The organism is Mangrovibacterium sp., from assembly GCF_041596335.1.
Classification (GTDB): Bacteria; Bacteroidota; Bacteroidia; order Bacteroidales; family Prolixibacteraceae; genus Mangrovibacterium.
The window spans coordinates 96,293-116,933 of record NZ_JBFHIT010000007.1 but is presented as its reverse complement, the minus strand read 5'-3'; the positions used below and the strand labels follow the sequence as shown (position 1 = coordinate 116,933).

The following is a 20,641-nucleotide window of genomic DNA, read 5'->3' as shown; positions in this document are numbered from 1 at the left end:
CGGAAGAAAATTTCACCATAGCCAGCCAAAGAGTTAACCCCTTCTTGTATACGAGCACCACCTGAATCATTGATTCCGATTAACGGAACGCGCATTTTCAGGGAGTGATCCATGATTTTAGTGATTTTGCGTGCATGCATCAAACCTAATGATCCACCGGCAACGGTGAAATCCTGAGCAAAAATACACACTGGTGAACCGTAAATGGTACCTGTACCAATAATTACCCCGTCACCATGTAACTTCATTTTGTCCATATCGAAGTCACGGGCCACATGTTCGACGAACATATCATATTCGTGGAATGAGCCCTCATCCAAAAGGTAAAGGATCCGTTCGCGGGCAGTGAGTTTCCCCATAGCCACTTGTTTCTCAATGGCTTTATCACCACCACCCTTGATAACCTCTTCTTTGCGTTTTCTGAGGTCCAGGATATTCCGTTTCAACGACATAATTTGTTTTTTTTAATTAAAACTAGCTTCGGAGAGACCGAAGACTTTTACTTCATAATGCTCTTTCTGTTGAAAGTTATACGTGCCAAAATTATAATTTTTTTATAGAGCAAACTGTTTTTAAAAACATTCTAAAGTTTCCGTGAACTTTTCTGTTATCGTTTGGTTTTGAACAATTCTCTGTCAAGTTTGAAATTTTGGTTATCGTCTGGCCCGGTTATATAGATATGCTGCCAGAATTCCGAAAATTAGGTTCGGAATCCAAACGGCAATGTAGGGAGGAACCGATCCGGAGAGAGCAAATACCGTTGAGATTTGCATGAACATGATGTAGCTAAAACTGATTAGGATTCCGATTCCCAGATGCAAGCCTAGTCCGCCTTTCACTTTTCGCGAAGCCAATGAAACGCCAATGATTGTCAGAATAAATGCCGAAAAAGGATTTGATCTGCGCTTGTGTTTTTCAACTTCGTATTCGATAGTGTTTATGCCACGTAACTTCATGGCTGTAATTTCCTTGTTTAGCGCGGGTAATGGCAATGTTTCTGCCATGTTGTTCATTTTCACGTAGTCCTCGGGGATCATATTCAGCAGGGTATCTTTTTTTGTACCGGTGGTAATCGTCTCGGTATATCCTTCGATGTCGCGAATAAAGTAATTGTTGATCTCCCAAACTTTACGCTCCCGATCCCACTTGATATAGTCGGCTGATAACTTCGATACGAGCTTTCCTTCTTCGAATCGTTCGATCGTGAATTTGTAACCCGCATCAGTTGTCGTGTTGTAGCTCCTCATGTAGATGTAGGTGCCCGGTGTTATTTGCCGGTGTATGTTGGTTTCGTTACTTCCTCGTTTGGTTTTTATATAAGTGTTTTTGAATTCAACCATTTCTTTGTTGGCCGGTGGAATGACATAGTCGCCGAGGACATAGGAGAATAGGGCGATAATACCCGCCCCAATCATGTATGGGCGCACAAACCGATGGAATGACACACCACTACTTAGGATTGCGATAATCTCCGAATCGTAGGCCATTTTCGACGTAAAATAAATTACCGCAATAAAGTTGAAGAGCGAACTGAAAAGGTTCGCAAAGTAAGGGATGAAGTTCAGGTAATACTTGAATACAATGTCTTTAACCGGTATGTCTTTGGAAAGGAATTCATCCAGATTTTCGGAAACGTCAAAAACCATCGCGATACTGATGATCAAGGTAATTGACACGAAAAATGTACCGAGAAATTTCCCGATAATATATTTGTCGATTGTTTCGATGCCTGGAATCTTCATTTTTATAGGCGTTGAGCTAGTTTAATCACCATTTCCTGCTTCCATTCCTTAAACGTGTCGGCCAGAATTTGATGGCGTGCTTCTTTTACTAACCAAAGGTAGAATGCTAAATTGTGTTGACTGGCAATTTGTGCTCCAAGCATTTCGCCTGAAATAACCAGATGGCGTAAGAATGCTTTTGTGTAGTGGCGATCTACATAAGACGTTCCGTCCGGATCAACCGGTGTGAAATCGTCGGCCCACTTTTTGTTTCGGATGTTGATAATTCCGTTTTTAGTAAACAACATGCCGTTTCTACCGTTTCGGGTTGGCATTACACAGTCGAACATGTCGATTCCACGGTCGATCCCCTCCAGGATATTTACAGGCGTACCAACACCCATCAGGTATCTTGGTTTGTCTTTCGGAAGAATCGGATTTACAACCTCAATCATGGCATACATATCTGCTTCCGGCTCTCCAACCGATAAGCCGCCAATGGCATAGCCATCGCTTGGGATTGTTGTCACGTGCCGGGCGGCCTGTTCGCGCAAAGCCGGATAAACGCCGCCTTGTACAATTGGGAAAAGTGATTGATTATGACCGTAAAGCGGTATTGTTTTTACCATTTGATTGACACAGCGATCGAGCCAGCGTTGGGTTAAAGCCAACGATTTTTTTGCATAATCGAAATCCGCGTCGCCAGGGGTACATTCATCGAAAGCCATAATGATGTCGGCTCCGATTTTGCGTTGTACATCAATTACACTTTCGGGCGTAAATAGATGAGACGATCCATCGATGTGTGATTGAAATTTGGCACCTTCCTCGCTAAGTTTGCGAATGTCGCCCAGAGAAAAAACCTGATAGCCGCCGCTGTCGGTCAAAATAGGGCCATTCCAGCCGTTAAATTTATGCAGTCCACCGGCTTGTTCAATAATATCGGTGCCCGGACGCAGGTATAGATGGTAGGTGTTTCCCAGAATAATCTGGGCACCAATGTCTTCTTTTAAATCCTTAACATGGATTCCTTTAACGGATCCGGCCGTGCCAACTGGCATAAAGATTGGTGTTTCTATTTTTCCGTGGTCCGTTTCGAGTATTCCGGCCCGGGCCTCAGAATGACTGGCCGTATGTTTCAGCGTAAAATCCATGTTCTTTTTTTTCAGCGAGCAAAGATAGCATATTTAATGTTAAAGCGGAAGATGATGGGCTGCTCGCTTTGTTGTTAATTAATTTTAAGAAATAGAAGAGTCAGAGTCCGGGCGATTATTAATTTTGCGATCAAAATTCCACCATGACGCAAGAGTTTTTCAGTCGCCCCTTCTACGAATGGAGCGGGTATTTGGTCCTTTTTTTGGGTTTTATTCTTTCTCTGGTTATTCAGCTGGTTTTCTATCGGCGTATTTTGCCGGCGAATGGCGTTTCTGATTCCGCAAAGGAAGAGCGGTCGATTAGTGTTCTGTTGAATGTGCGGAACGAGTCGGAGCGCATTGAGCAATTTTTGCTGAGCTTGCTCAATCAGAATTATTCGAATTTTGAGATCGTCGTTGTCGATGATTTTTCGGGAGACAGTACCCTGAGTATCTTAGGGGTGATGGCGCAAAAATATCCGAAAATAAAATTTAGCTCCTTGAATCAGGAGACCCGATATTCGGAAAAAATGGCGATGAACCTGGCGATGAAGGCGGCGAAAAATGACTGGGTTCTACTTCTTACTCCGGAAACACGGCTGGATGACCCGAATTATCTGTCGCGCATGAACGATGCGTTAGGGCCTGATGAGCAGGTATTGGTGAGTTATGTGAATTACGAAGCCGGTGTGGGACGCTACAATCGCCTGTGTCGGCTGGAACGGCTTTCTGCTTTTTGGCAGGCTTCGGCAAGCCATTCGGCGTCTGCTCCTTTGTTTTTTCAGCAAGTGAATGTGCTCTTCAATAAGCAATTGTACTTTAGCTCGGGTGGTTTTAAAGGAAAAATGAATGCCCATTATGCCGGGCTTGAACTAATATTGAATCAGCTGGATGGCTTAAAAGTGAAGTACTATGTCTCTCCGGAGACCAACCTGCGCCAAAACTATACGACTGATAAAAGCGAGTTTGAAGATTTGCTCCGAAAGCATGTTCGATTGTTTTCCGGTCTCAATTTTTCGAAGAAGAAACTTGCTGTTTTGGAACTGATTGCGAAAGTTATGGTGCTGGTTGGATTAATCGGGCTTTTAAAAACTGATTTATCGTATTGGTACGTTTTTGTGCCGCTTCCCCTTATTATTTTGTTTGTCCATCTTTTCCTGGTGAAAAGTTTGTTAAATCGCTTGGCAGAAAAGAAAATCTTTTTATCTTCGTTAATGTACGTTTTTGTTAAACCTTTTTTATATCTTTTCCAAACGACTTCAATCTATTTACAACTACAACGGAATAAATGGAACTAAACCCAAATCTTTCTGATAAAGCGCAACAGGACTATGCTTTAGTCGAAGCTGCATTGCGCGGTGAGGAAAAAGCATTTGCGCGGTTGCTTGGAAAATATAAAGATGCCATTTATTATATGTTGCTCAAAATGGTGAACAACAAAAGCGACGCGGAGGATTTAACCATCGAAGCATTTGGTAAGGCATTTAAGAACCTTCATCAGTATTCACCCAATTACGCTTTCAGTACCTGGTTATTTAAAATTGCATCAAATAACTGTATCGATTTTCTGAGAAAACGGCGAGGGGTGACAATCTCTATTGAGAATACACAGGATAATAGCGATAATGATCAGCCTATAAGGTTGAAGTCGGTTGATCCTGATCCGGAGCAAAAGCTCATCCGTATTCAAAAGGCCATTCTATTACGCCGTATTGTTCATAAATTGAAACCTCGCTACCGGACTTTGGTAGAATTGCGATATTTCCGCGAATTTTCGTACGAAGAAATAGCAAATGAGTTAAATTTGCCGCTCGGCACTGTAAAAGCCCAGTTGTTTCGTGCTCGTGAAATGTTGTTTAAAATGATTGAGTCTACCGAGATGGACGATCATAAAGGCTAGTCGTTTCACTACAAACATTTAATTTCAATACCGGAGGGTTGGGTAACACTCCATCGATTTTGTTATGGACATCATTAGAAAATATTTTACCGACTTGGATGAAACCCAGATCCGTCGGTTTTCGCAGTTAGGTGATTTGTATGCCGAATGGAACGAGAAAATCAATGTTGTTTCCAGGAAAGACATCGATCAGCTTTATGAGCGACATGTGCTGCATTCGCTCGGAATTGCCAAAGTAACTGGTTTCGTTCCAGGCAGTCGGGTGATGGATGTCGGAACAGGGGGTGGTTTCCCGGGGATTCCGCTGGCAATCATGTTTCCGGAAACCGAGTTTATGCTCGTTGATTCCATTGCGAAGAAAATCTCGGTAGTGAACGCGGTAGCTTCTGAACTCGGGCTGACCAATGTGAAAGCCGAACAGCATCGGGCTGAGAAAGTGAAAGGACAATTTGATTTTGTTGTTAGCCGAGCTGTTACAGCATTTCCGAAGTTTGTCTCGCTGGTTCGAACTAAAGTTAGCGGAATCCAGAAAAACGAGTTCGCCAATGGAATTTTATATCTAAAAGGTGGCGATTTCGATGATGAGCTCGAACAATTTAAAAGCAAGATCAGCCTATTTCATTTAAAAGATTATTTTGAAGAGGAATTTTTTGAAACGAAGAAAGTCATTCATTTAGCCATGAAATAGGTTTCTTGTCATCATTAGTTGATTTTGTATTCGCAGCTATTGAATCGTCGCAGAGGCTCTTTGGGAGTATCGATTGTACCTTGGGGCAGCTTTCAGCAGCGAGTCCGCCGGGCAAAAGCCGAATAATTCTGAGGCGGGAATTAAAAATCATTTATTATTAATGGGCTGGTATTCAAAGGGCAAGTGAGAAATCGCGTGTGATTTTGAATTATTTTCGGGAAAATAAGCCCCGATATTTTGGAAGGAATCAAAAAAGATATATTTTTGCAGTCCGAATTGAACGGGAGTATATTCAAAATAAAAATATTTACCAATGAAAAGGACATTTCAACCATCAAACAGAAAGCGTAGAAACAAACATGGTTTTCGCGAAAGAATGTCTACACCGGGTGGCCGCTTGGTTTTAAAAAGTCGTCGCGCTAAGGGTAGAAAGAAACTGACTGTTTCTGACGAACCAAGACACAAACGCTAGGAAATCCAATACGTATTACTGCATAGAAAGGTAAAGAATTACGATTCTTTACCTTTTTGTGTGTAATGACTTTTGGTCGGTCGGTGAAGGGAATGGATGCGCCAAATGCGGAAATGTTGTTTCTGCTTTTGTAATCTGATTTTTACGCTATTTTTGTTTCTCTTAACGATTCAAGTCGATTTAATTATGAGCTTCAAATCATTTTTGATCAGTAAAACCTTCTGGACACAAATTGCGATTGCCTTCACATTGATTGTGATCCTCCTGTTGGCAAACATGTATGGAATTCGGGTTTATACGAATCATGGCGAGTCGCTTCCGGTTCCCGAATTGTCAGGTTTGCCTTTAGAGGACGCGGAACAACTACTTCTCTCGAAAAAATTAGGTTTCGAAATTGCCGATTCAATCTATTTGGATGGGGCAGAGCCGGGCTCCGTAATTGGTCAGGAACCAGTTGCCGGACATATGGTGAAGGAGGGACGAACGATTTTTTTGAGCATTTGCGCTTTAGCTCCCGAGCAAATCGCGATGCCACAATTAACGGATATATCATTCCGGCAGGCTGTTAGTATTATGCAGTCTGTGGGCTTAAATGTTGGTTTGATAACCTATGTGCCGTCGGAATTCTCAAATCTGGTATTGGGGCAGATGATTGATGGGAAGGAGATCGCAAGTGGCGAACTCGTAAACAGAGGAGTTCGTATTGATTTAATGATAGGGAAGACGCAGACCGGTGAGAAAACAGTAGTGCCGAACTTGTTTGGCGAAACACTGAGTCAGGCCCGAGGGGAAATTGCCAGCTTGTTCTTAAACGTCGGAGCCGTTATTTTCGACGAAACCATAGCGTCTAAAGACGATTCGTTGTCGGCAAAAATCTGGCAACAGCGTCCTTCCTACAAAAGCTATGATGAAATAGAGCTGGGTGCGTCAATTGATATTTGGTTGACGCTGGACGAGAATAAATTAATCAATGAGTCTGATCTGGGTTTGGAAAATGATTCAATAGTAGAGGTAAACTAATGCAGGAAGAATTCGAAGATATTTTTGACGATCAAGACGAAGAGGCACAGGAGTCTGCTCTTTACGAGCACTATAATATGGTGGTTGATCCGGGACAGTCGCAAGTTCGTGTTGACAAGTTTATTGTCAACCGAATTGACAGTGCCTCCCGGAGTAAGATTCAGGCAGCAGCTGACGCCGGAAATATTTTGGTGAACGGAAAGTCGGTGAAGTCGAACTATAAAATAAAACCGGGCGATGAAATCAGCATCGTGATGGATTTTCCTCGTCGCGAGCTCAAAATAATCCCTGAAGATATTCCGCTGGACATTGTTTACGAGGACGACCAATTGATCGTTCTGAATAAACCTGCCGGTTTGGTTGTACATCCGGGGCACGGCAATTACACCGGAACATTGGTGAATGCACTGGCCTGGCGATATAAAGATTTGCCTCTTTTCAGCGGAAGCGGCGATACTCGCCCCGGGTTGGTTCATCGGATTGATAAAAATACCTCTGGATTGATGGTCGTAGCGAAAACGGAATTGGCAAAGACCAAATTATCACTTCAGTTTTTCGAGAAAACAACTAAGCGTCAGTATGTTGCTTTGGTATGGGGGCGTTTAAAAGAACCGGAAGGAACGATCGAAGGCAACATAGCACGCAGTGTGAAAGATCGCCAGGTTTTTACGGTATTTTCGGATGGCGAGCATGGAAAGCATGCGGTAACGCATTACAAACTGATTGAAGAATTGGGTTATGTGAGTTTGGTGCAGTGTCAACTTGAGACTGGCCGTACCCACCAGATCCGTGTTCATATGAAACATCTGGGGCATCCGCTTTTTAACGACGAAGTATATGGTGGGGACAAAGTGCTGTGGGGGACAACCTTCTCGAAATACAAACAGTTTGTCAACAATTGCTTTAAAATTATACCCCGTCAGGCGCTTCATGCAAAAACCTTAGGATTTATTCATCCCACAACGGGAGAGGAAATGCTCTTCGAATCGGAGTTGGCGCAGGATATGCAGGACGTCATCGTTAAGTGGCGCGACTACATCTCGAATCGTGAGGTCGGAGAATAGTTTGGTTTTTATGCTGAGCGATTTTCCCATCGTGTTTTTTTCGATTTGTAAATTTCAATGTCAAACTTCAATTCGTAGGTTTTTCAACGAACGATTTCACCTAAATTTTTCGTAGTAGTAAGATCATTCTTGCCAATTATTGCAGATATTTGGCCTTTGTTAAATCAATCCCGATGAAAAAGAATATTGCAGTAGTCTATGGCGGCGATTCATCCGAATACGTTGTTTCCGTTCAAAGTGGTAAAAATGTCTATCAATCAATCGATCACGAGCTGTTTAATCCATGGCTGGTCGAGATGAAAGATACGAAATGGTCGGTTGTGCTTGATGGCGCAAAAATAGCCGATGTCGATAAAGCGAACTTCAGTTTTAGTAAGGACGGCGAAACCGTAAAGTTTGATTTTGCCTATATCATTATACACGGAACACCCGGTGAAGATGGCATTTTGCAAGGATACTTCGATTTGCTGAAAGTCCCATATTCGACTTGTGGGGTGCATTCGTCAGCGCTTACGTTTAATAAATATTTCTGTGTCAATTATTTGCGCAATTTTGGTATTCCAATGGCCAAGTCGGTGCGTTTGCTAAAAGGTACCACCATCGATTCAGATGAATTAGTTCAGCAGCTTAATTTACCGGTTTTTGTGAAACCAAACGCAGGCGGTTCAAGTTTCGGGGTGACGAAAGTGAAAGTGGCCGAAGATTTGGTTTCGGCAATCGAGAAAGCCTGGATTGAAAGTGATGAAGCATTGGTGGAAGAGTTTATCGAAGGAGTTGAATTTACCTGTGGGCTCGTCAAATTAAAAAATGAAACCATTCTGTTTCCGGTGACAGAAGTGCTGCCGAAAAATGAGTTTTTCGATTTTGAGGCAAAATATACCAAAGGGATGACCGATGAAATTACACCAGCGCGAATCTCTGACGAACTGACGAACAACATTCAGCAACTGGCATCGCGAATCTACGACCTCTGTAATTGCAAAGGAATTGTTCGGGTCGATTTCATTCTGAAAAACGGGATTTTCTATTTTCTTGAAGTGAATACCACACCAGGTATGACAGCAACTAGTTTTATTCCGCAGCAGATCGCCGCGATGGGAAAAGATCTTAAGGAGATGCTGACACTCATTATTTTAGATCAGATTGGATAAGATTTAACCTAGAAAATAAGAATTGAGGGGCTGATTCGGCTCCTTTTTTTATACCTTTAAAATCCGTTTCGCCAAATTTCTGTGTGCGGAATAAGTGTTGATAATCAATTAGTTTACAAAACAAACATGGCAGTAGAGCGCAAAAACAACCGAACAAACAACAAACAAAACACCACCATTGAGCAAATTAATGCGCAGTACGGAAAATTGCCGCCTCAGGCTGTTGACGTGGAAGAAGCTGTTTTGGGAGCGTTGATGTTGGAGCGAGATGCCTATGTTAGTGTCGCTGATATTATTGATACCGATAGTTTTTACAAAGACGAGCACAAACGGATTTTTGAGGCGATCAAATACCTGTCGACCCACGAGAAACCGGTTGACTTGTTGATGGTGACTCAAGAGATGAAAAACCGCGAACAGCTCGATGAAGTTGGCGGTCCGCTTTATATTACACAGTTGACCAGTCGTGTGGCGTCGGCTGCTCATATCGAATTTCATGCCCGTATTATTGCTCAAAAATATATTCAGCGTGAGTTGATTCGCGTGTCGTCCGAAATCCAAACCAAAGCGTACGACGCTAATATGGACGTGGATGACTTGATCGATTTTTCTGAGACAGCCCTTTTTAAAGTAGCTGAAGGGAACATTAAAAAGGAAACCTTACCCATTAAGCCGATTTTGAAAGAGGCTGCCATGTTGTTGGAGCAGGCATCGAAGCGTGAAGATGGGCTGAGCGGTACGCCGACCGGTTTCACCGCTTTAGACCGAATGACTTCGGGCTGGCAGAAAACCGACCTGGTGATTATTGCTGCACGTCCGGCGATGGGTAAAACCGCTTTCGTATTGTCAATGGCCCGGAACATGGCTGTGGATCACAAAAAGCCAGTGGCTGTGTTCTCGCTCGAGATGTCATCGGTACAGCTGGTCAACCGTTTAATTGCTGCGGAAACTGAATTGGGCTCCGAAAAAATTAAAACCGGTCGTCTGGCTCAATGGGAGTGGGAGAATTTCAACCGAAAAATCAAAGTATTGGAAGATGCGCCGATGTTTATCGATGATACTCCCGCGTTGTCAATCTTCGAATTCAGGGCTAAATGTCGCCGGCTAAAAATGCAGCATAATATCGGAGTCGTAATTGTCGACTACTTGCAGTTGATGACTGCCGGTGATGCAGGGCGAGGAAGTCGCGAACAGGAGGTGAGTATGATTTCGCGCTCGCTGAAAGCAATTGCCAAGGAGTTGGACATCCCGATTTTGGCTCTGTCGCAGTTGAGCCGTGCCGTTGAATCGCGTGAAGGCCGTCGCCCACAGCTTTCCGACCTGCGTGAATCGGGTGCGATTGAGCAGGATGCCGACTTGGTATTGTTCATCCACCGTCCGGAGTACTACGGAATTACTGAGGACGAAAACGGAAACTCGTTGTTGGGGGTTGCTGAAATTATTATTGCCAAACACCGTAACGGTTCCGTTGGCGACGTTCAGCTGGCATTCAAGAAACAGCAGGTTCGTTTCTGTGATCTTGAAAGTGTTATTCCGGAAGAAATTGGTGGCGGCAACTTTGGTCAAACTTTCAGTTCAAAAATGAATAATGACCCCGGTGGAATGGGGATGCCCGCCAATACCGGTTTTGAAACTGAGAAAAGTATGAGCTATGGCAAACCCGACCCAAACGATGCTCCGTTCTAAGAGCTTAAAATATCTTCTGATTTTTCTTCTGCTTAGCCTGACGCTAGCTAAACAAAGTCAGGCGCTCTACCTGCTTGTTCCAATGGATGAGCAGCAGCGCAACCACCTGAAAGCTTATGGAGTAGCTTACTGGACGCTTGAGAAGGCTGTCGAAGTGAAGTGGCTCCTAAACTACAGGGGAGGGAGTTTTCTGATTCAGTATGCTCCCGAAATTGAGTCGGAGTGCGTGATCCGTGGTGTTAGTATCGAGAAACTGGCCGATGCGAAAGTTAACCTTATTTTATCTGAAATATCGCAGGCCGAAGTCAATCAGGATGCCATCAGCATGCAGAAGGCTCCCAAGATTGCCGTGTATTCACCCAAGAACAAGCAGCCTTGGGATGATGCGGTGACCCTCGTGTTGTCATATGCTGAGATAAAATACGATTTGATATACGACGATGAGATTTTGGCCGGGAAGTTGGTTGATTACGACTGGCTTCACCTACACCATGAGGATTTTACCGGTCAGTTCGGGAAGTTTTATGCCAATTATCGCAGTATGCCCTGGTATCAGGAAGAAGTTCGCAGCAACACTGAAATGGCCACGCGGAATGGTTTTCTGAAGGTGTCGGAAATGAAACGGGTCGTCGCCGACCGAATCCGAAATTATGTCGATCGGGGAGGGTTTTTGTTCGCTATGTGTGCGGCAACCGATACGTATGATATTGCCATGGCCGCCCACGATGTTGATATTTGCGATGTGATGTTTGATGGTGATCCGGCCGATCCGAAGGCAAATGAGGCGTTGGATTACGGACAAACGTTGGCTTTTAAAGATTTTACACTGGAGATGAACCCCTATGTCTATCGTTTTTCCGATATCGACGTGACCACCTCCCGAAAGGTGCAGCAGAATCAGGATTTTTTCACCTTATTTGATTTTTCCGCCAAGTGGGATCCAGTACCGACCATGCTTACCCAGAATCATCAGCGGATTGTTCGTGGATTTATGGGACAAACCACCGCCTTTAATAGTAAACTGATTAAAGCGAACGTGTTAATCATGGGTGAGAATAAATCAGCCGGCGAGGCTCGCTACATTCATGGTGAATCGGGGAAAGGTTTTTGGACCTTTTACGGAGGGCACGATCCCGAGGACTACCGTCACTTGGTTGGCGACCCGCCAACTGATTTAAATCTTTATCCCAATTCTCCCGGTTACCGGCTTATTTTGAATAATGTGCTCTTCCCCGCGGCGAAAAAGAAGAAGCAGAAAACCTAAGTAAACTTGCAGCGACGTTTAAAGAAATGCGATGAGGTTTCTTTGTTGATACAGCTGAATTTCGCCTAAAGAAAAGCGGACACAATCTTTTTGGGTCTTAATACCGGAGTCTAAATTCAGAAGAAAGGGCGGGCGCTAAGTATCCATAGCCTAAAGAAAGAAAAAGAGGTTCCCAAAAACGGAAACCTCTTGTTTTTATTTGTCCTTTAAATTTTAGTCGACTAACGAGTTGTAATCACTTTCCGCCAATGGGATCATCCAGGTCCACTCGTTCATTTCGTCGGGTGCGATGGTTTTAGCCATGTTGGTGTGGAAGTTACCACCGTTGGCGATGCTTTTCCGATCGATTGATTTTCCCCACCGTTTGTAGTCAAACCAGTCGAAACCTTCTCCCCACAGTTCCAGCCCACGGTATGTGACGATTTCGTCCATCAATTCGTTACCTGTTTTTGTACATGAATATTGCGGGTCACGGCCACTTGTGGTGTTGAGTTCTTCTAAAGCTGACTGAGCATTTCCCTCTTGTCCAAGTTCGTAGTAACATTCAGCTTCTATCAAAACCATTTCAGAAGCCCGAATGTGGACTGTGTTGCCGACTCCGGGCGCATCGAAACTACCTATTTTTAAATGTTCGTAAAGGTTTACATAGCCATTTGCTGAATGTTCGTAAGGTAATTTTGCCGCGAAATAGTTCCGAATTTCGTTTGAAAATGTGGTGTTTGTAACGATATAGTACGACTGATTGACGTTTGATGAAGAAGTGATATCCCAATCCTGTGTAAAGTAATCATTGTCATACTCAGGAGTACTGGTGTCCTGATCGGCCCACATATTCGGATTAATAAACAAGTTTTTACGCATGTCGGTATCTGGAATTTTGTCCAGTAGTTCCTTGCTAATGCAGGAGCGATATGTGCGACCTGCTGACGAGTTTGCAGAATAAGACAAGTAGGCCTGATAGCTGTAATAGTACAATGTTTCATCAGACGCTCCAAAGCTGTACCAAATCCATTCGCTGGTTGGCTCAGCAAAGGCACTGCTTACATAGTCTGAATTGCTCATTAGAGCGAAATCTTCGCGAGCCAGTTTTGCGTTGGTAAGTGCTGTGCTGTAGTCCTGACGGCTTAAAGCAGCGCGGGCATAGGTGGCATAAGCTACATGAATGTCCGGATCGTATCCGTTGGTTCTGCTTTCGCCCGATTCTGTGTACAACTCAATCGCATCATTTAAATCCTGATAAATCTGAGCGTATACTTCTTTCGATGTTGACAAAGGTAAATCGTCGCTGGAGCTTGATAGGCGAAGAACTACCCCCGCAGTTTCCCCCTGATTATCCATCCAACGTTCAGCGTACAATTGGATCAGCATAGTATATGCATAAGCGCGGAAGGTTAACGCCTGCGCTTTTACAAATTGTTTGCGGGAATCTGATCCGGTGGCAGCATCAATATTTTCGATAATGATATTGGCATTGGAGATTATTCGGTAATAATAATGCCAAGGATAGTTATCGTATTTGCTGGAGGTATTCTCGTGGTATTCCTGGTTGAATATAGTTGCCCAGCCAGTCATGTACGGTTTTGAAAAGTTATTGCCCGGATATTCGCCGTAGTACAGTTTAATAGTCCCTTCTCCGTTGAACCCTTGGCCGTAATCTTCATCATATTGTTTAACCATGAGTTCATTAATTCCGTTAACTGCACCTTCAGCGAGTTCTACGGTTGAGAATATGGTCGCAACACTCGCGCTTTCTGAAGGAATAGTGTCCAGGTAATCTTCTGAACAAGATGGCACGATAGCCACAATTGTTAGAAGTCCAAGTATGTATTTAAAATAATTTTTCATCATTACTTTCATTTTTTGAATTACAAATTGATATCCACACCAAACGAGAATACTCGTGCAGTAACAAAAGTTCTGTCGGACCCCCCGCTAAAGTTGTACTGTGGGTTTAAACCTTGCTTTGCAGTAAAGGTGGCAAGGTTTTCAACCCCTAAACGGAAACTTAAGCCGCTGATATCCATTTTGTCGACGTATTTTTTAGGCATATTGTAGGTTAAGCTGACGTTTTTTACCACCAGGTAAGAAGCATCATGCAACCAACGGTCACTCACAGCGTTGAAATAAGTGTCATAATACATGTCAACACGAGGAGTTCCGTTCGGGTCAATTCGGTTGTCTGATGACAGTTCGATGCCATCAGGAGTGATACTCCACGCTTTGTCTAAATCCTGATGAATGGCGCTTGCACTACTGGTAGAAACAGACATCAAACTACGGTAAGAGCTGTCGTACAGTTTTCCACCGATAGAATACGTTAGCAGGGCGTTGAAGGAGAAGTTCTTGTAGGTCAATAAGGTATTGAAACTACCGTATACATCAGGTAGGGCACTTCCGCTCCAATCCTTTTTGGCGTAGGTTGTATTAATCGTGTAATAGTCACCGTTTACCTCTCTTACCCATTTCGAATCGATTGCTGTTTTACTTTCGTCGGCTTCGGTATCATTGCCATAGTATTTTTCGTCATCAATATAAAACAGGGCGTCTCCGTTCATTTGGTCGGTACCGGCATATTGGTATAGCCAGAACTCGTAGATGCTTTTGCCTTCCGAGTATTTGTAGTTTCCATCCAGAATATCATCATGGTTCGGGAGTTTGATAAACTCGTTTTTCAGGAAGGTGGCATCGATGCCAATATTCCAACGTAAGTCCTTTGTTTTCATCACGTCTACATCGAAGGCAAGCTCCAATCCTTTGTTGGATAAAGTTCCGATGTTTTTTGAGATAGTTGCTCCGTTGGCTAAATTTTCTGTCGCGCCGTTTGATAAAGGCAATACAACATCAAATAACATATCTTTCGAGCGTTTGTCGAAATAGTCAATTGAAAAGTTCATGCGATCAAACAAACGACCTTCCAACGCGATGTCTAAAGTTGTTGATGTTTCCCACTTCAAGTCTTCGCTTTCCAGGTTTGATCGGTAAAAGGCACCTGCATTGCCGTTTTGCTCAATGGTATAGAGAGCCATGTACGGGTAGTAGTTGCTTGAGCCAACTCCGGCATCGTTACCTACTTCGCCATACGAAGTGCGTAGCTTTAAATGGTTAACGAAGTCAACTTCTTTCATAAAGTTTTCTTTTGAAATGCTCCAGCTGGCTCCTGCGCTGTAGAAATTACCCCAGCGGCTCAAGGACGAAAAGCGCGAGCTGCCATCGCGACGCATTGACGCATCGAAGTAATATTTACCATCATAGTTGTAACGGGTACGAGCCAGGTAGCTTTCCGTTTTGTAGGTGTTGGTATAACCTTCCGTACTAGTCATGCTCGAAAAGTTGCTGTTTTCGATGATCCCGCCTACTTTTATCCCTGTAATTGCGGTATAGTTGTATGAGTTTTTGTAGTCGTAATTTTCATGCGCAGCAAGTACATCTACATGATGGTTTCTGAAAGACCTTTTCCAGAATAATTGTTGTTGCAGGGTGTAAACGTCGTATTGATAATAGTACGAATACAAGCGGCCGTCGCTGCCTGCTCCGTCTCCTATTTCAGGATTGTCATAGTTTTTCTGTTTCGTGTTCAAGACACTTTTGTCTCCTCTCAGGGTAAATTCAAAATCGTTTAAAAATGAAATTGTAGCGTAGGCTTGTCCTTTAATATTTGAACGATATTTTTTGTCCTGATTGTTTTCCAACTCATACACAATGTGGCGGCTGCTCAAATACGATGAGGATAAATCGTATTGTTTTTCTCCGGATTCGTCGAGCAAATAGCTGCCATCGTCGTTGTGAAGGAAAACCGGATACACGGGCGCCATGTGGCGTGCTGCATTAAATGGGTTAACGTAGTAAGTTCCTTCAGCGGAGGAGGCATAATTTGATTGCGATGTTGTGGCATTTAAGTTAATGCCTGCTTTGAACCAGGTTTTTGGCGTGAAATTGGCGTTCAGTCGGCCAGTAAAACGTTCCAAATCCGAAGTTATCGTGTATCCTTCCTCGCTTAGGTAGCCTAATGAAGCGTAGAAGTCGTATTTGTCGGTTGCAGCGTCAGCGCTGAGATTATATTCCTCACGTTTACCGGTTCTTTCAAGGTAATCCGACCAGTCCAAGTCGGTATAGCCGCTTAAGGTCTGAGCGTCAGCTACCAGTTTGCCATCGCCATCGTAAAGCGCATCGTCAGCCTGGTTGTAAATATTTCTTTTAACAACATCTGAAATTAGGTTAGCTGTTGAAAAGGCAGCTGCTTCTGTTTCAGTTGACCCGTTGGCTACTTTGTAGTTTTTATAGCCGGTCCACATGGTTTCCATCCATTCATCGACCTCCATGCGTTCAAATTCTTTGATCCCACGGGTAAATGTTCCAATGTTTACCGAAGCATTCACGTTGAGGTTACCGTCTTTCCCTTTTTTGGTCGTAATAATAATTACCCCATTCGAAGCCCTGTTACCGTATAGTGCAGCAGAGGCAGCATCTTTTAATACAGTCATCGATTCAATATCCTGAGGGTTCAAATCCGAGATGTTTCCGGTATAGGCTACACCATCAACAACATAAAGCGGACTGTTTGATCCGTTTACCGATGTAAAACCACGGATACGAATTGAAGGGTCACTTCCCGGCTCTCCGTAGGTGTTGTTTACCTGGACGCCAGGTGCAGATCCTTCCAGTACACTTGCTGCACTTGACAGGTTTCTTGACGCGATATCCTTCGCATCAATAGATGAGATCGACCCTGTAATTGCCTCCCGTTTCGCAGTACCGTAGGCTACTACAATTACTTCTTCTACCCCAACCACATCTTGTCTTAATTGGGCATTTACAACATTCCCGGTAATTGATGCTTCCAGAGATTGCATACCCACAAACGAGAAAACCAAATTGACGGCATTCTGTGGTACGGAGAGAAGATATTTACCTTCAAAGTCTGTAATGGTACCAATGGTGGTCCCTTTTACTGAAACAGAGACACCAGGAAGCGTGCTTCCATCATCCGCAGATGTAACGGTACCTGTAATTTGCTTGGTTTGGGCGGTAGCTGCCAGCAAACCAATGACAAAAACTGCAAAAAGCAATGCGAGTTTCTTCATAGGAGATAATTTAAATTAAACAGCATTAAAAAGTTATAAGAATTAGGGTTGTTATAAAGTAGAGCCAGGTGTTTATTGCCGTTCAGAGCCCTGGGCCTAGAATTTCGGTAGGTGTGTTGTTTTTTGCTCCTTCTTTAGAATATTTAACGAAAATGTTTGAAACGGTTAAAACACAAAAATAGACAGATTGTTGAATAATAAAAGTGAATTTTAACTGTAAAATATATTATTTGCTGTCATTTTAGAGCTAGAAAGACGAATTGAATAGCGCACTGGAGGGCGGTATGGCGGCGTTTTCTGTTCTCGCCAACAATATTTTTTGCAGATTCAGGAACGGTAAAAAAAGTTATGTTGTATGATGTAGGTGGCTTTCCGGTCTGTGAGTATTTTTAATTATCGAGGCGTTTATTCTCTCTGTCTCAGGGGGTGAGAATATGCGGTCTGCTTTGGTTGACTTACTGAGAGTTCGAGGTATTTGGTTTGCTGAAGCGGTGAACCCGGCGGTTGCTTTCACCCCAATTTTACCCACATTGTTCACTTTTAGAAAAGAATATTGGCGGTGGCTTTGCTTTCCGTTAATTTATAGAACGCACGGTTGGTTTGATGTAAAAAGAGAAGGATGCAGCCCTGTTGGGTGCATCCTTCTAAAAGATATCTTTTAAGGCCATTGAGTCTTTCGCTGGCCAAAAGATGAATCGAATTGATTATTCGTCAGCTGTCAGCCCGGTATAACGGAAGCCAGCAACACGATATCTGTCAAATCCATACGATGTAGGATATGTATCATCGTTGAACAATACAGTGAATACAATACTGTCGGCAACACTTCCACTTGGAGTAGTTGCAGCACCAGTCAGGATTTTACCGTCCAGAATAGTTAATTGGCTATCGTAGGCTTCATTTTGAACATCGACCGCTTCAAAAGTCATTGAGCTAAGGTCAATGTCGATCTTATTTTTGAATTCCCAAAAATTACCATTGTCGTTAATCCACATTTCTGTCGTACTATTTGCAGATGTGTTATAGGTATCCAGGTGAAAGTGTCCGATTCCAAAAAAGTCCTCGTACACAATATTCCCGTCAGCATCTATCGCATCAGCGGTGACATACCATTCACCAGCCATTGCTTCTGTAGCAGCGCCACCTATTTCGTCTTTTTCACACGAAGTGATAAAGAAGAGACCAGAAAACAGCACTGCGGTGTATAAAAATATCTTTTTCATATTCATATCAACTTTTTATTAGTTTATGATCACGTTAAACTCCAAGAATCCGGCATACTCCAGACTATAACTTATCTGACCTGTTGATGGGTCAACAGAGCTGGTTGTCATTACATCCATTGAATCTCCCCAGCCGGCAACATAGCTGCTTGTTGGAGTGATGGTATTGTCTGCATTCAACTGAAAGTAACCAGTCATTGCGTAATTTGATCCGTAGCCAGCGCGTTGATCGTAATATCCGCCCATGAAGTCGGAGATGTAGAATACGCCCGGTTCTACTTGAAGAATCGTGATTGTATAGCCGCTAAAATCTGTTCTTGCATCGCTATTTAAGTTAATCCGGTGTGTGCCGGAAGCGATCGTGTGTGAACCCGATGTAATTATAGAAGGTGTCTGGTCAACTACGTAAACTGTTCGAGAACCAGTTACGAAGAATCCATCTTCGTTTGTTATTTTGTAGCTAACAGAATAAACGCCACCAACACTGGTGTTTACATTAGACTCAACAATGACCTGGCTGGTAACATCTTCGCCGTTTAGTTCTGCATATGCGCCAGCATCAACATAGGCTTCGCCTTTAGCAACAATTAACTCAGATTCTCCCAATACCTCAAGTGTAGGGTAGTATGTAATTCGTGTATATCCGGCAGTGCTTTCGTCGTCACAACTTGAAAACCCTGCGGCGGCAAGCACGAATACCATTAAAAATAATATTTTATTTCTCATCTTATTCGATTTTAATAATTATAACGTTACTCTGCCCAGAATACTGGTACTGCATCTCCTTTGTTTGCTGGCGCATTGCTGTTTCTGCTTGTAGAACTTTCTGCATACTTAAATCGTTGCAGTAATTTTCCGGTGCCTAACTCCGTGTTGTACTTGATTGGAGTATACAATGTTCCTATTTCATATAATTCAGGACTGAAAACTGCGCTTACTTCGTCGTAGATGTCATCTCCGGTAACGTCACTGAATTCAGGGTATTTCAAACGACGCATTTCGCACCAAGCCTCGAAATTGTTTGTTCCACCCAAGGCAATCCATTTTTGAAGTCCAATAACTTTTTTGTAGTTGGCAGTGTTCCATGGGTATTGGCTTGTGTAAATGTCTTCAGCTCCGGTAAGTCCGGCTGAACTGAATGACGCTTCAATGGCTGCTTTGTAATGCGCTTCAGCATCGGTAGCAGTTCCGTAGCGTGCATGATACTCCGATAAGAAGAATTCTACTTCAGAAACTGTAATCAAATAAACCGGCATATCGTATTCAAATACCGGACGGCAAAAGTAAGATGACTGATAAGTTGATGATGTACTAAAGTTAGTGCCAGAAACACCACCTTTATACTCGCCACTACCATTGGTTTCGAAGAAAGCAGCAACACGTGGGTCATTGCTTTCCAGCATTGTTTGCATGTAAGCAATATTTGCAACGATGTTGATCTGTGTAGAGCCAAAATAAGTTGCATACTCTTCTTGATAGAAAGGATTCGCTTTTCCGGTTTCGTCAGCCCAGCAGTCGTCGAATGATACGTCAGAGGTAGGGAAGTTGTCTTCCGCAACAAGTGCAGCAAGTTCTGATTGAACGTTTGATACGTTGCTTATTCTCATCAAAATTCTCAACTTTAGTGCATTGGCGAATTTAATCCACTCATCAGCAGTTGAAGTTGCGAATAAAAAGTTTGTACATACAACACTTGAAGTGGATGCTTTTGACAAAGCGAAGTCTAGTTCGGCAAGGATGCCGTTATAAACTGTTTCACCTTCGTCATAGGCAGGAGAAATGTTCTCCAAATCAAGACTTTCAGTGTATGGTACTTCACCATATGCATCAACTAAGGTTTGGTAAGTAAACACTCTTAAAGTTGTGGCAGCCAGATAAGTTCCCCATTCTTCCGATTCTTCTGATTGCTGGCGAACGGTCTCCAGATTGTTTAAAACCCGAGTTGTCAATTGGGTATAAGTACCACTGGAACGAGTAGCCGACATTTTAAACTGTGAATAGTCAACGTAGTTACTTGTTCCAAAACTGTGAGCGTAGTGCTGTGAGTAATACCCACCGGTGATTCGCAAAAAGTCGCCATAACTAGAGGCTAAGTTCATTTCAACACCGGGAAAGATCATGTCTGAAGTGACATTCTCTGACGATGGCGAGTTTGGATCTACGTTGATATCCAGGTAGTTATCGCAAGATGTCAGACCCAGTATAAAGATTGCTAATAGAAATATTATATTTTTCATA

The 20,641-nt window shown here is 43.2% G+C and carries 17 protein-coding genes; 9 read left to right on the top strand and 8 right to left on the bottom strand.

Going from position 1 to position 20,641, the window contains the following annotated elements; genetic code table 11:
* From ABZD21_RS04650 to tgt, 3 genes are all read right to left on the bottom strand, one after another.
* The coding region (locus ABZD21_RS04650) for a carboxyl transferase domain-containing protein (RefSeq protein WP_372773251.1) at positions 1 to 452 on the bottom strand (452 nt) is incomplete at its 3' end.
* A gap of 201 nt (positions 453 to 653) precedes the next feature.
* Entirely contained in the window at positions 654 to 1,742 is a 1,089-nt protein-coding gene (locus tag ABZD21_RS04645; protein WP_372773249.1) for an LptF/LptG family permease, read from the bottom strand.
* A gap of 2 nt (positions 1,743 to 1,744) precedes the next feature.
* The gene (gene tgt / locus ABZD21_RS04640) at positions 1,745 to 2,875 is read right to left on the bottom strand and encodes a tRNA guanosine(34) transglycosylase Tgt (RefSeq protein WP_372773247.1); all 1,131 of its coding nucleotides are present in this window, start codon (positions 2,873 to 2,875) and stop codon (positions 1,745 to 1,747) included.
* Positions 2,876 to 3,018: 143 nt separating this feature from the next.
* Between tgt and ABZD21_RS04635 the strand changes: the two genes are divergently transcribed.
* The 9 genes from ABZD21_RS04635 (at position 3,019) to ABZD21_RS04595 (ending at position 12,099) form a co-directional block, all read left to right on the top strand.
* Complete coding sequence (locus tag ABZD21_RS04635; protein ID WP_372773245.1) at positions 3,019 to 4,152, top strand: glycosyltransferase family 2 protein; 1,134 nt, start codon at positions 3,019 to 3,021, stop codon at positions 4,150 to 4,152.
* Positions 4,143 to 4,754 carry an RNA polymerase sigma factor gene (locus ABZD21_RS04630; protein ID WP_372773244.1) on the top strand — a complete coding sequence of 204 codons (612 nt, stop codon included), beginning with the start codon at positions 4,143 to 4,145 and terminating at the stop codon, positions 4,752 to 4,754. Before ABZD21_RS04635 ends, ABZD21_RS04630 begins: the two co-directional genes overlap by 10 nt.
* A 64-nt stretch (positions 4,755 to 4,818) precedes the next feature.
* Positions 4,819 to 5,442, top strand: a complete 624-nt coding sequence (rsmG, locus tag ABZD21_RS04625) for a 16S rRNA (guanine(527)-N(7))-methyltransferase RsmG (protein WP_372773242.1) — start codon at positions 4,819 to 4,821, stop codon at positions 5,440 to 5,442.
* 313 nt (positions 5,443 to 5,755) lie between these two features.
* Positions 5,756 to 5,914: a 50S ribosomal protein L34 gene (gene rpmH, locus ABZD21_RS04620; protein WP_120273958.1), complete on the top strand. Its 159-nt coding sequence runs from the start codon at positions 5,756 to 5,758 to the stop codon at positions 5,912 to 5,914.
* Positions 5,915 to 6,100: 186 nt separating this feature from the next.
* Positions 6,101 to 6,934: a PASTA domain-containing protein gene (locus tag ABZD21_RS04615; protein ID WP_372773240.1), complete on the top strand. Its 834-nt coding sequence runs from the start codon at positions 6,101 to 6,103 to the stop codon at positions 6,932 to 6,934.
* The gene (locus ABZD21_RS04610) at positions 6,934 to 7,998 is read left to right on the top strand and encodes an RluA family pseudouridine synthase (RefSeq protein ID WP_372773238.1); all 1,065 of its coding nucleotides are present in this window, start codon (positions 6,934 to 6,936) and stop codon (positions 7,996 to 7,998) included. Before ABZD21_RS04615 ends, ABZD21_RS04610 begins: the two co-directional genes overlap by 1 nt.
* Before the next feature lie 173 nt (positions 7,999 to 8,171).
* Positions 8,172 to 9,149, top strand: a complete 978-nt coding sequence (locus ABZD21_RS04605; protein ID WP_372773237.1) for a D-alanine--D-alanine ligase — start codon at positions 8,172 to 8,174, stop codon at positions 9,147 to 9,149.
* Positions 9,150 to 9,275: 126 nt separating this feature from the next.
* Complete coding sequence (gene dnaB, locus ABZD21_RS04600; RefSeq protein ID WP_372773235.1) at positions 9,276 to 10,835, top strand: replicative DNA helicase; 1,560 nt, start codon at positions 9,276 to 9,278, stop codon at positions 10,833 to 10,835.
* Positions 10,801 to 12,099 carry a hypothetical protein gene (locus ABZD21_RS04595; protein WP_372773234.1) on the top strand — a complete coding sequence of 433 codons (1,299 nt, stop codon included), beginning with the start codon at positions 10,801 to 10,803 and terminating at the stop codon, positions 12,097 to 12,099. Before dnaB ends, ABZD21_RS04595 begins: the two co-directional genes overlap by 35 nt.
* 213 nt (positions 12,100 to 12,312) lie before the next feature.
* On the opposite strand, the gene ABZD21_RS04590 is transcribed toward ABZD21_RS04595, so the two are convergent.
* From ABZD21_RS04590 to ABZD21_RS04570, 5 genes are all read right to left on the bottom strand, one after another.
* Complete coding sequence (locus ABZD21_RS04590; protein ID WP_372773232.1) at positions 12,313 to 13,947, bottom strand: RagB/SusD family nutrient uptake outer membrane protein; 1,635 nt, start codon at positions 13,945 to 13,947, stop codon at positions 12,313 to 12,315.
* Positions 13,948 to 13,964: 17 nt separating this feature from the next.
* Positions 13,965 to 17,180: a SusC/RagA family TonB-linked outer membrane protein gene (locus tag ABZD21_RS04585; RefSeq protein WP_372773231.1), complete on the bottom strand. Its 3,216-nt coding sequence runs from the start codon at positions 17,178 to 17,180 to the stop codon at positions 13,965 to 13,967.
* Between the two features lie 704 nt (positions 17,181 to 17,884).
* Positions 17,885 to 18,403, bottom strand: coding sequence for a lipid-binding protein (locus ABZD21_RS04580; RefSeq protein WP_372773229.1), 519 nt, complete (start codon positions 18,401 to 18,403; stop codon positions 17,885 to 17,887).
* Positions 18,404 to 18,421: 18 nt separating this feature from the next.
* On the bottom strand, positions 18,422 to 19,129 hold the full coding sequence (locus tag ABZD21_RS04575; RefSeq protein ID WP_372773228.1) for a BT_2262 family domain-containing protein: 708 nt from the start codon (positions 19,127 to 19,129) through the stop codon (positions 18,422 to 18,424).
* Between the two features lie 26 nt (positions 19,130 to 19,155).
* Entirely contained in the window at positions 19,156 to 20,640 is a 1,485-nt protein-coding gene (locus ABZD21_RS04570) for a SusD/RagB family nutrient-binding outer membrane lipoprotein (RefSeq protein WP_372773226.1), read from the bottom strand.
* Between the last annotated feature and the right edge of the window lies 1 nt (position 20,641).

Bases quoted from the DNA above. Each gene is read 5' to 3' on its own strand.
- ABZD21_RS04605 (WP_372773237.1), top strand. From the start codon at position 8,172: ATGAAAAAGAATATTGCAGTAGTCTATGGCGGCGATTCATCCGAATAC.
- dnaB (WP_372773235.1), top strand. From the start codon at position 9,276: ATGGCAGTAGAGCGCAAAAACAACCGAACAAACAACAAACAAAACACC.
- rpmH (WP_120273958.1), top strand. From the start codon at position 5,756: ATGAAAAGGACATTTCAACCATCAAACAGAAAGCGTAGAAACAAACAT.
- ABZD21_RS04590 (WP_372773232.1), bottom strand. From the start codon at position 13,947: ATGATGAAAAATTATTTTAAATACATACTTGGACTTCTAACAATTGTG.
- rsmG (WP_372773242.1), top strand. From the start codon at position 4,819: ATGGACATCATTAGAAAATATTTTACCGACTTGGATGAAACCCAGATC.
- ABZD21_RS04645 (WP_372773249.1), bottom strand. From the start codon at position 1,742: ATGAAGATTCCAGGCATCGAAACAATCGACAAATATATTATCGGGAAA.
- ABZD21_RS04580 (WP_372773229.1), bottom strand. From the start codon at position 18,403: ATGAAAAAGATATTTTTATACACCGCAGTGCTGTTTTCTGGTCTCTTC.
- ABZD21_RS04635 (WP_372773245.1), top strand. From the start codon at position 3,019: ATGACGCAAGAGTTTTTCAGTCGCCCCTTCTACGAATGGAGCGGGTAT.
- ABZD21_RS04575 (WP_372773228.1), bottom strand. From the start codon at position 19,129: ATGAGAAATAAAATATTATTTTTAATGGTATTCGTGCTTGCCGCCGCA.
- ABZD21_RS04595 (WP_372773234.1), top strand. From the start codon at position 10,801: ATGGCAAACCCGACCCAAACGATGCTCCGTTCTAAGAGCTTAAAATAT.
- ABZD21_RS04570 (WP_372773226.1), bottom strand. From the start codon at position 20,640: ATGAAAAATATAATATTTCTATTAGCAATCTTTATACTGGGTCTGACA.
- ABZD21_RS04630 (WP_372773244.1), top strand. From the start codon at position 4,143: ATGGAACTAAACCCAAATCTTTCTGATAAAGCGCAACAGGACTATGCT.
- ABZD21_RS04615 (WP_372773240.1), top strand. From the start codon at position 6,101: ATGAGCTTCAAATCATTTTTGATCAGTAAAACCTTCTGGACACAAATT.
- ABZD21_RS04610 (WP_372773238.1), top strand. From the start codon at position 6,934: ATGCAGGAAGAATTCGAAGATATTTTTGACGATCAAGACGAAGAGGCA.
- tgt (WP_372773247.1), bottom strand. From the start codon at position 2,875: ATGGATTTTACGCTGAAACATACGGCCAGTCATTCTGAGGCCCGGGCC.
- ABZD21_RS04585 (WP_372773231.1), bottom strand. From the start codon at position 17,180: ATGAAGAAACTCGCATTGCTTTTTGCAGTTTTTGTCATTGGTTTGCTG.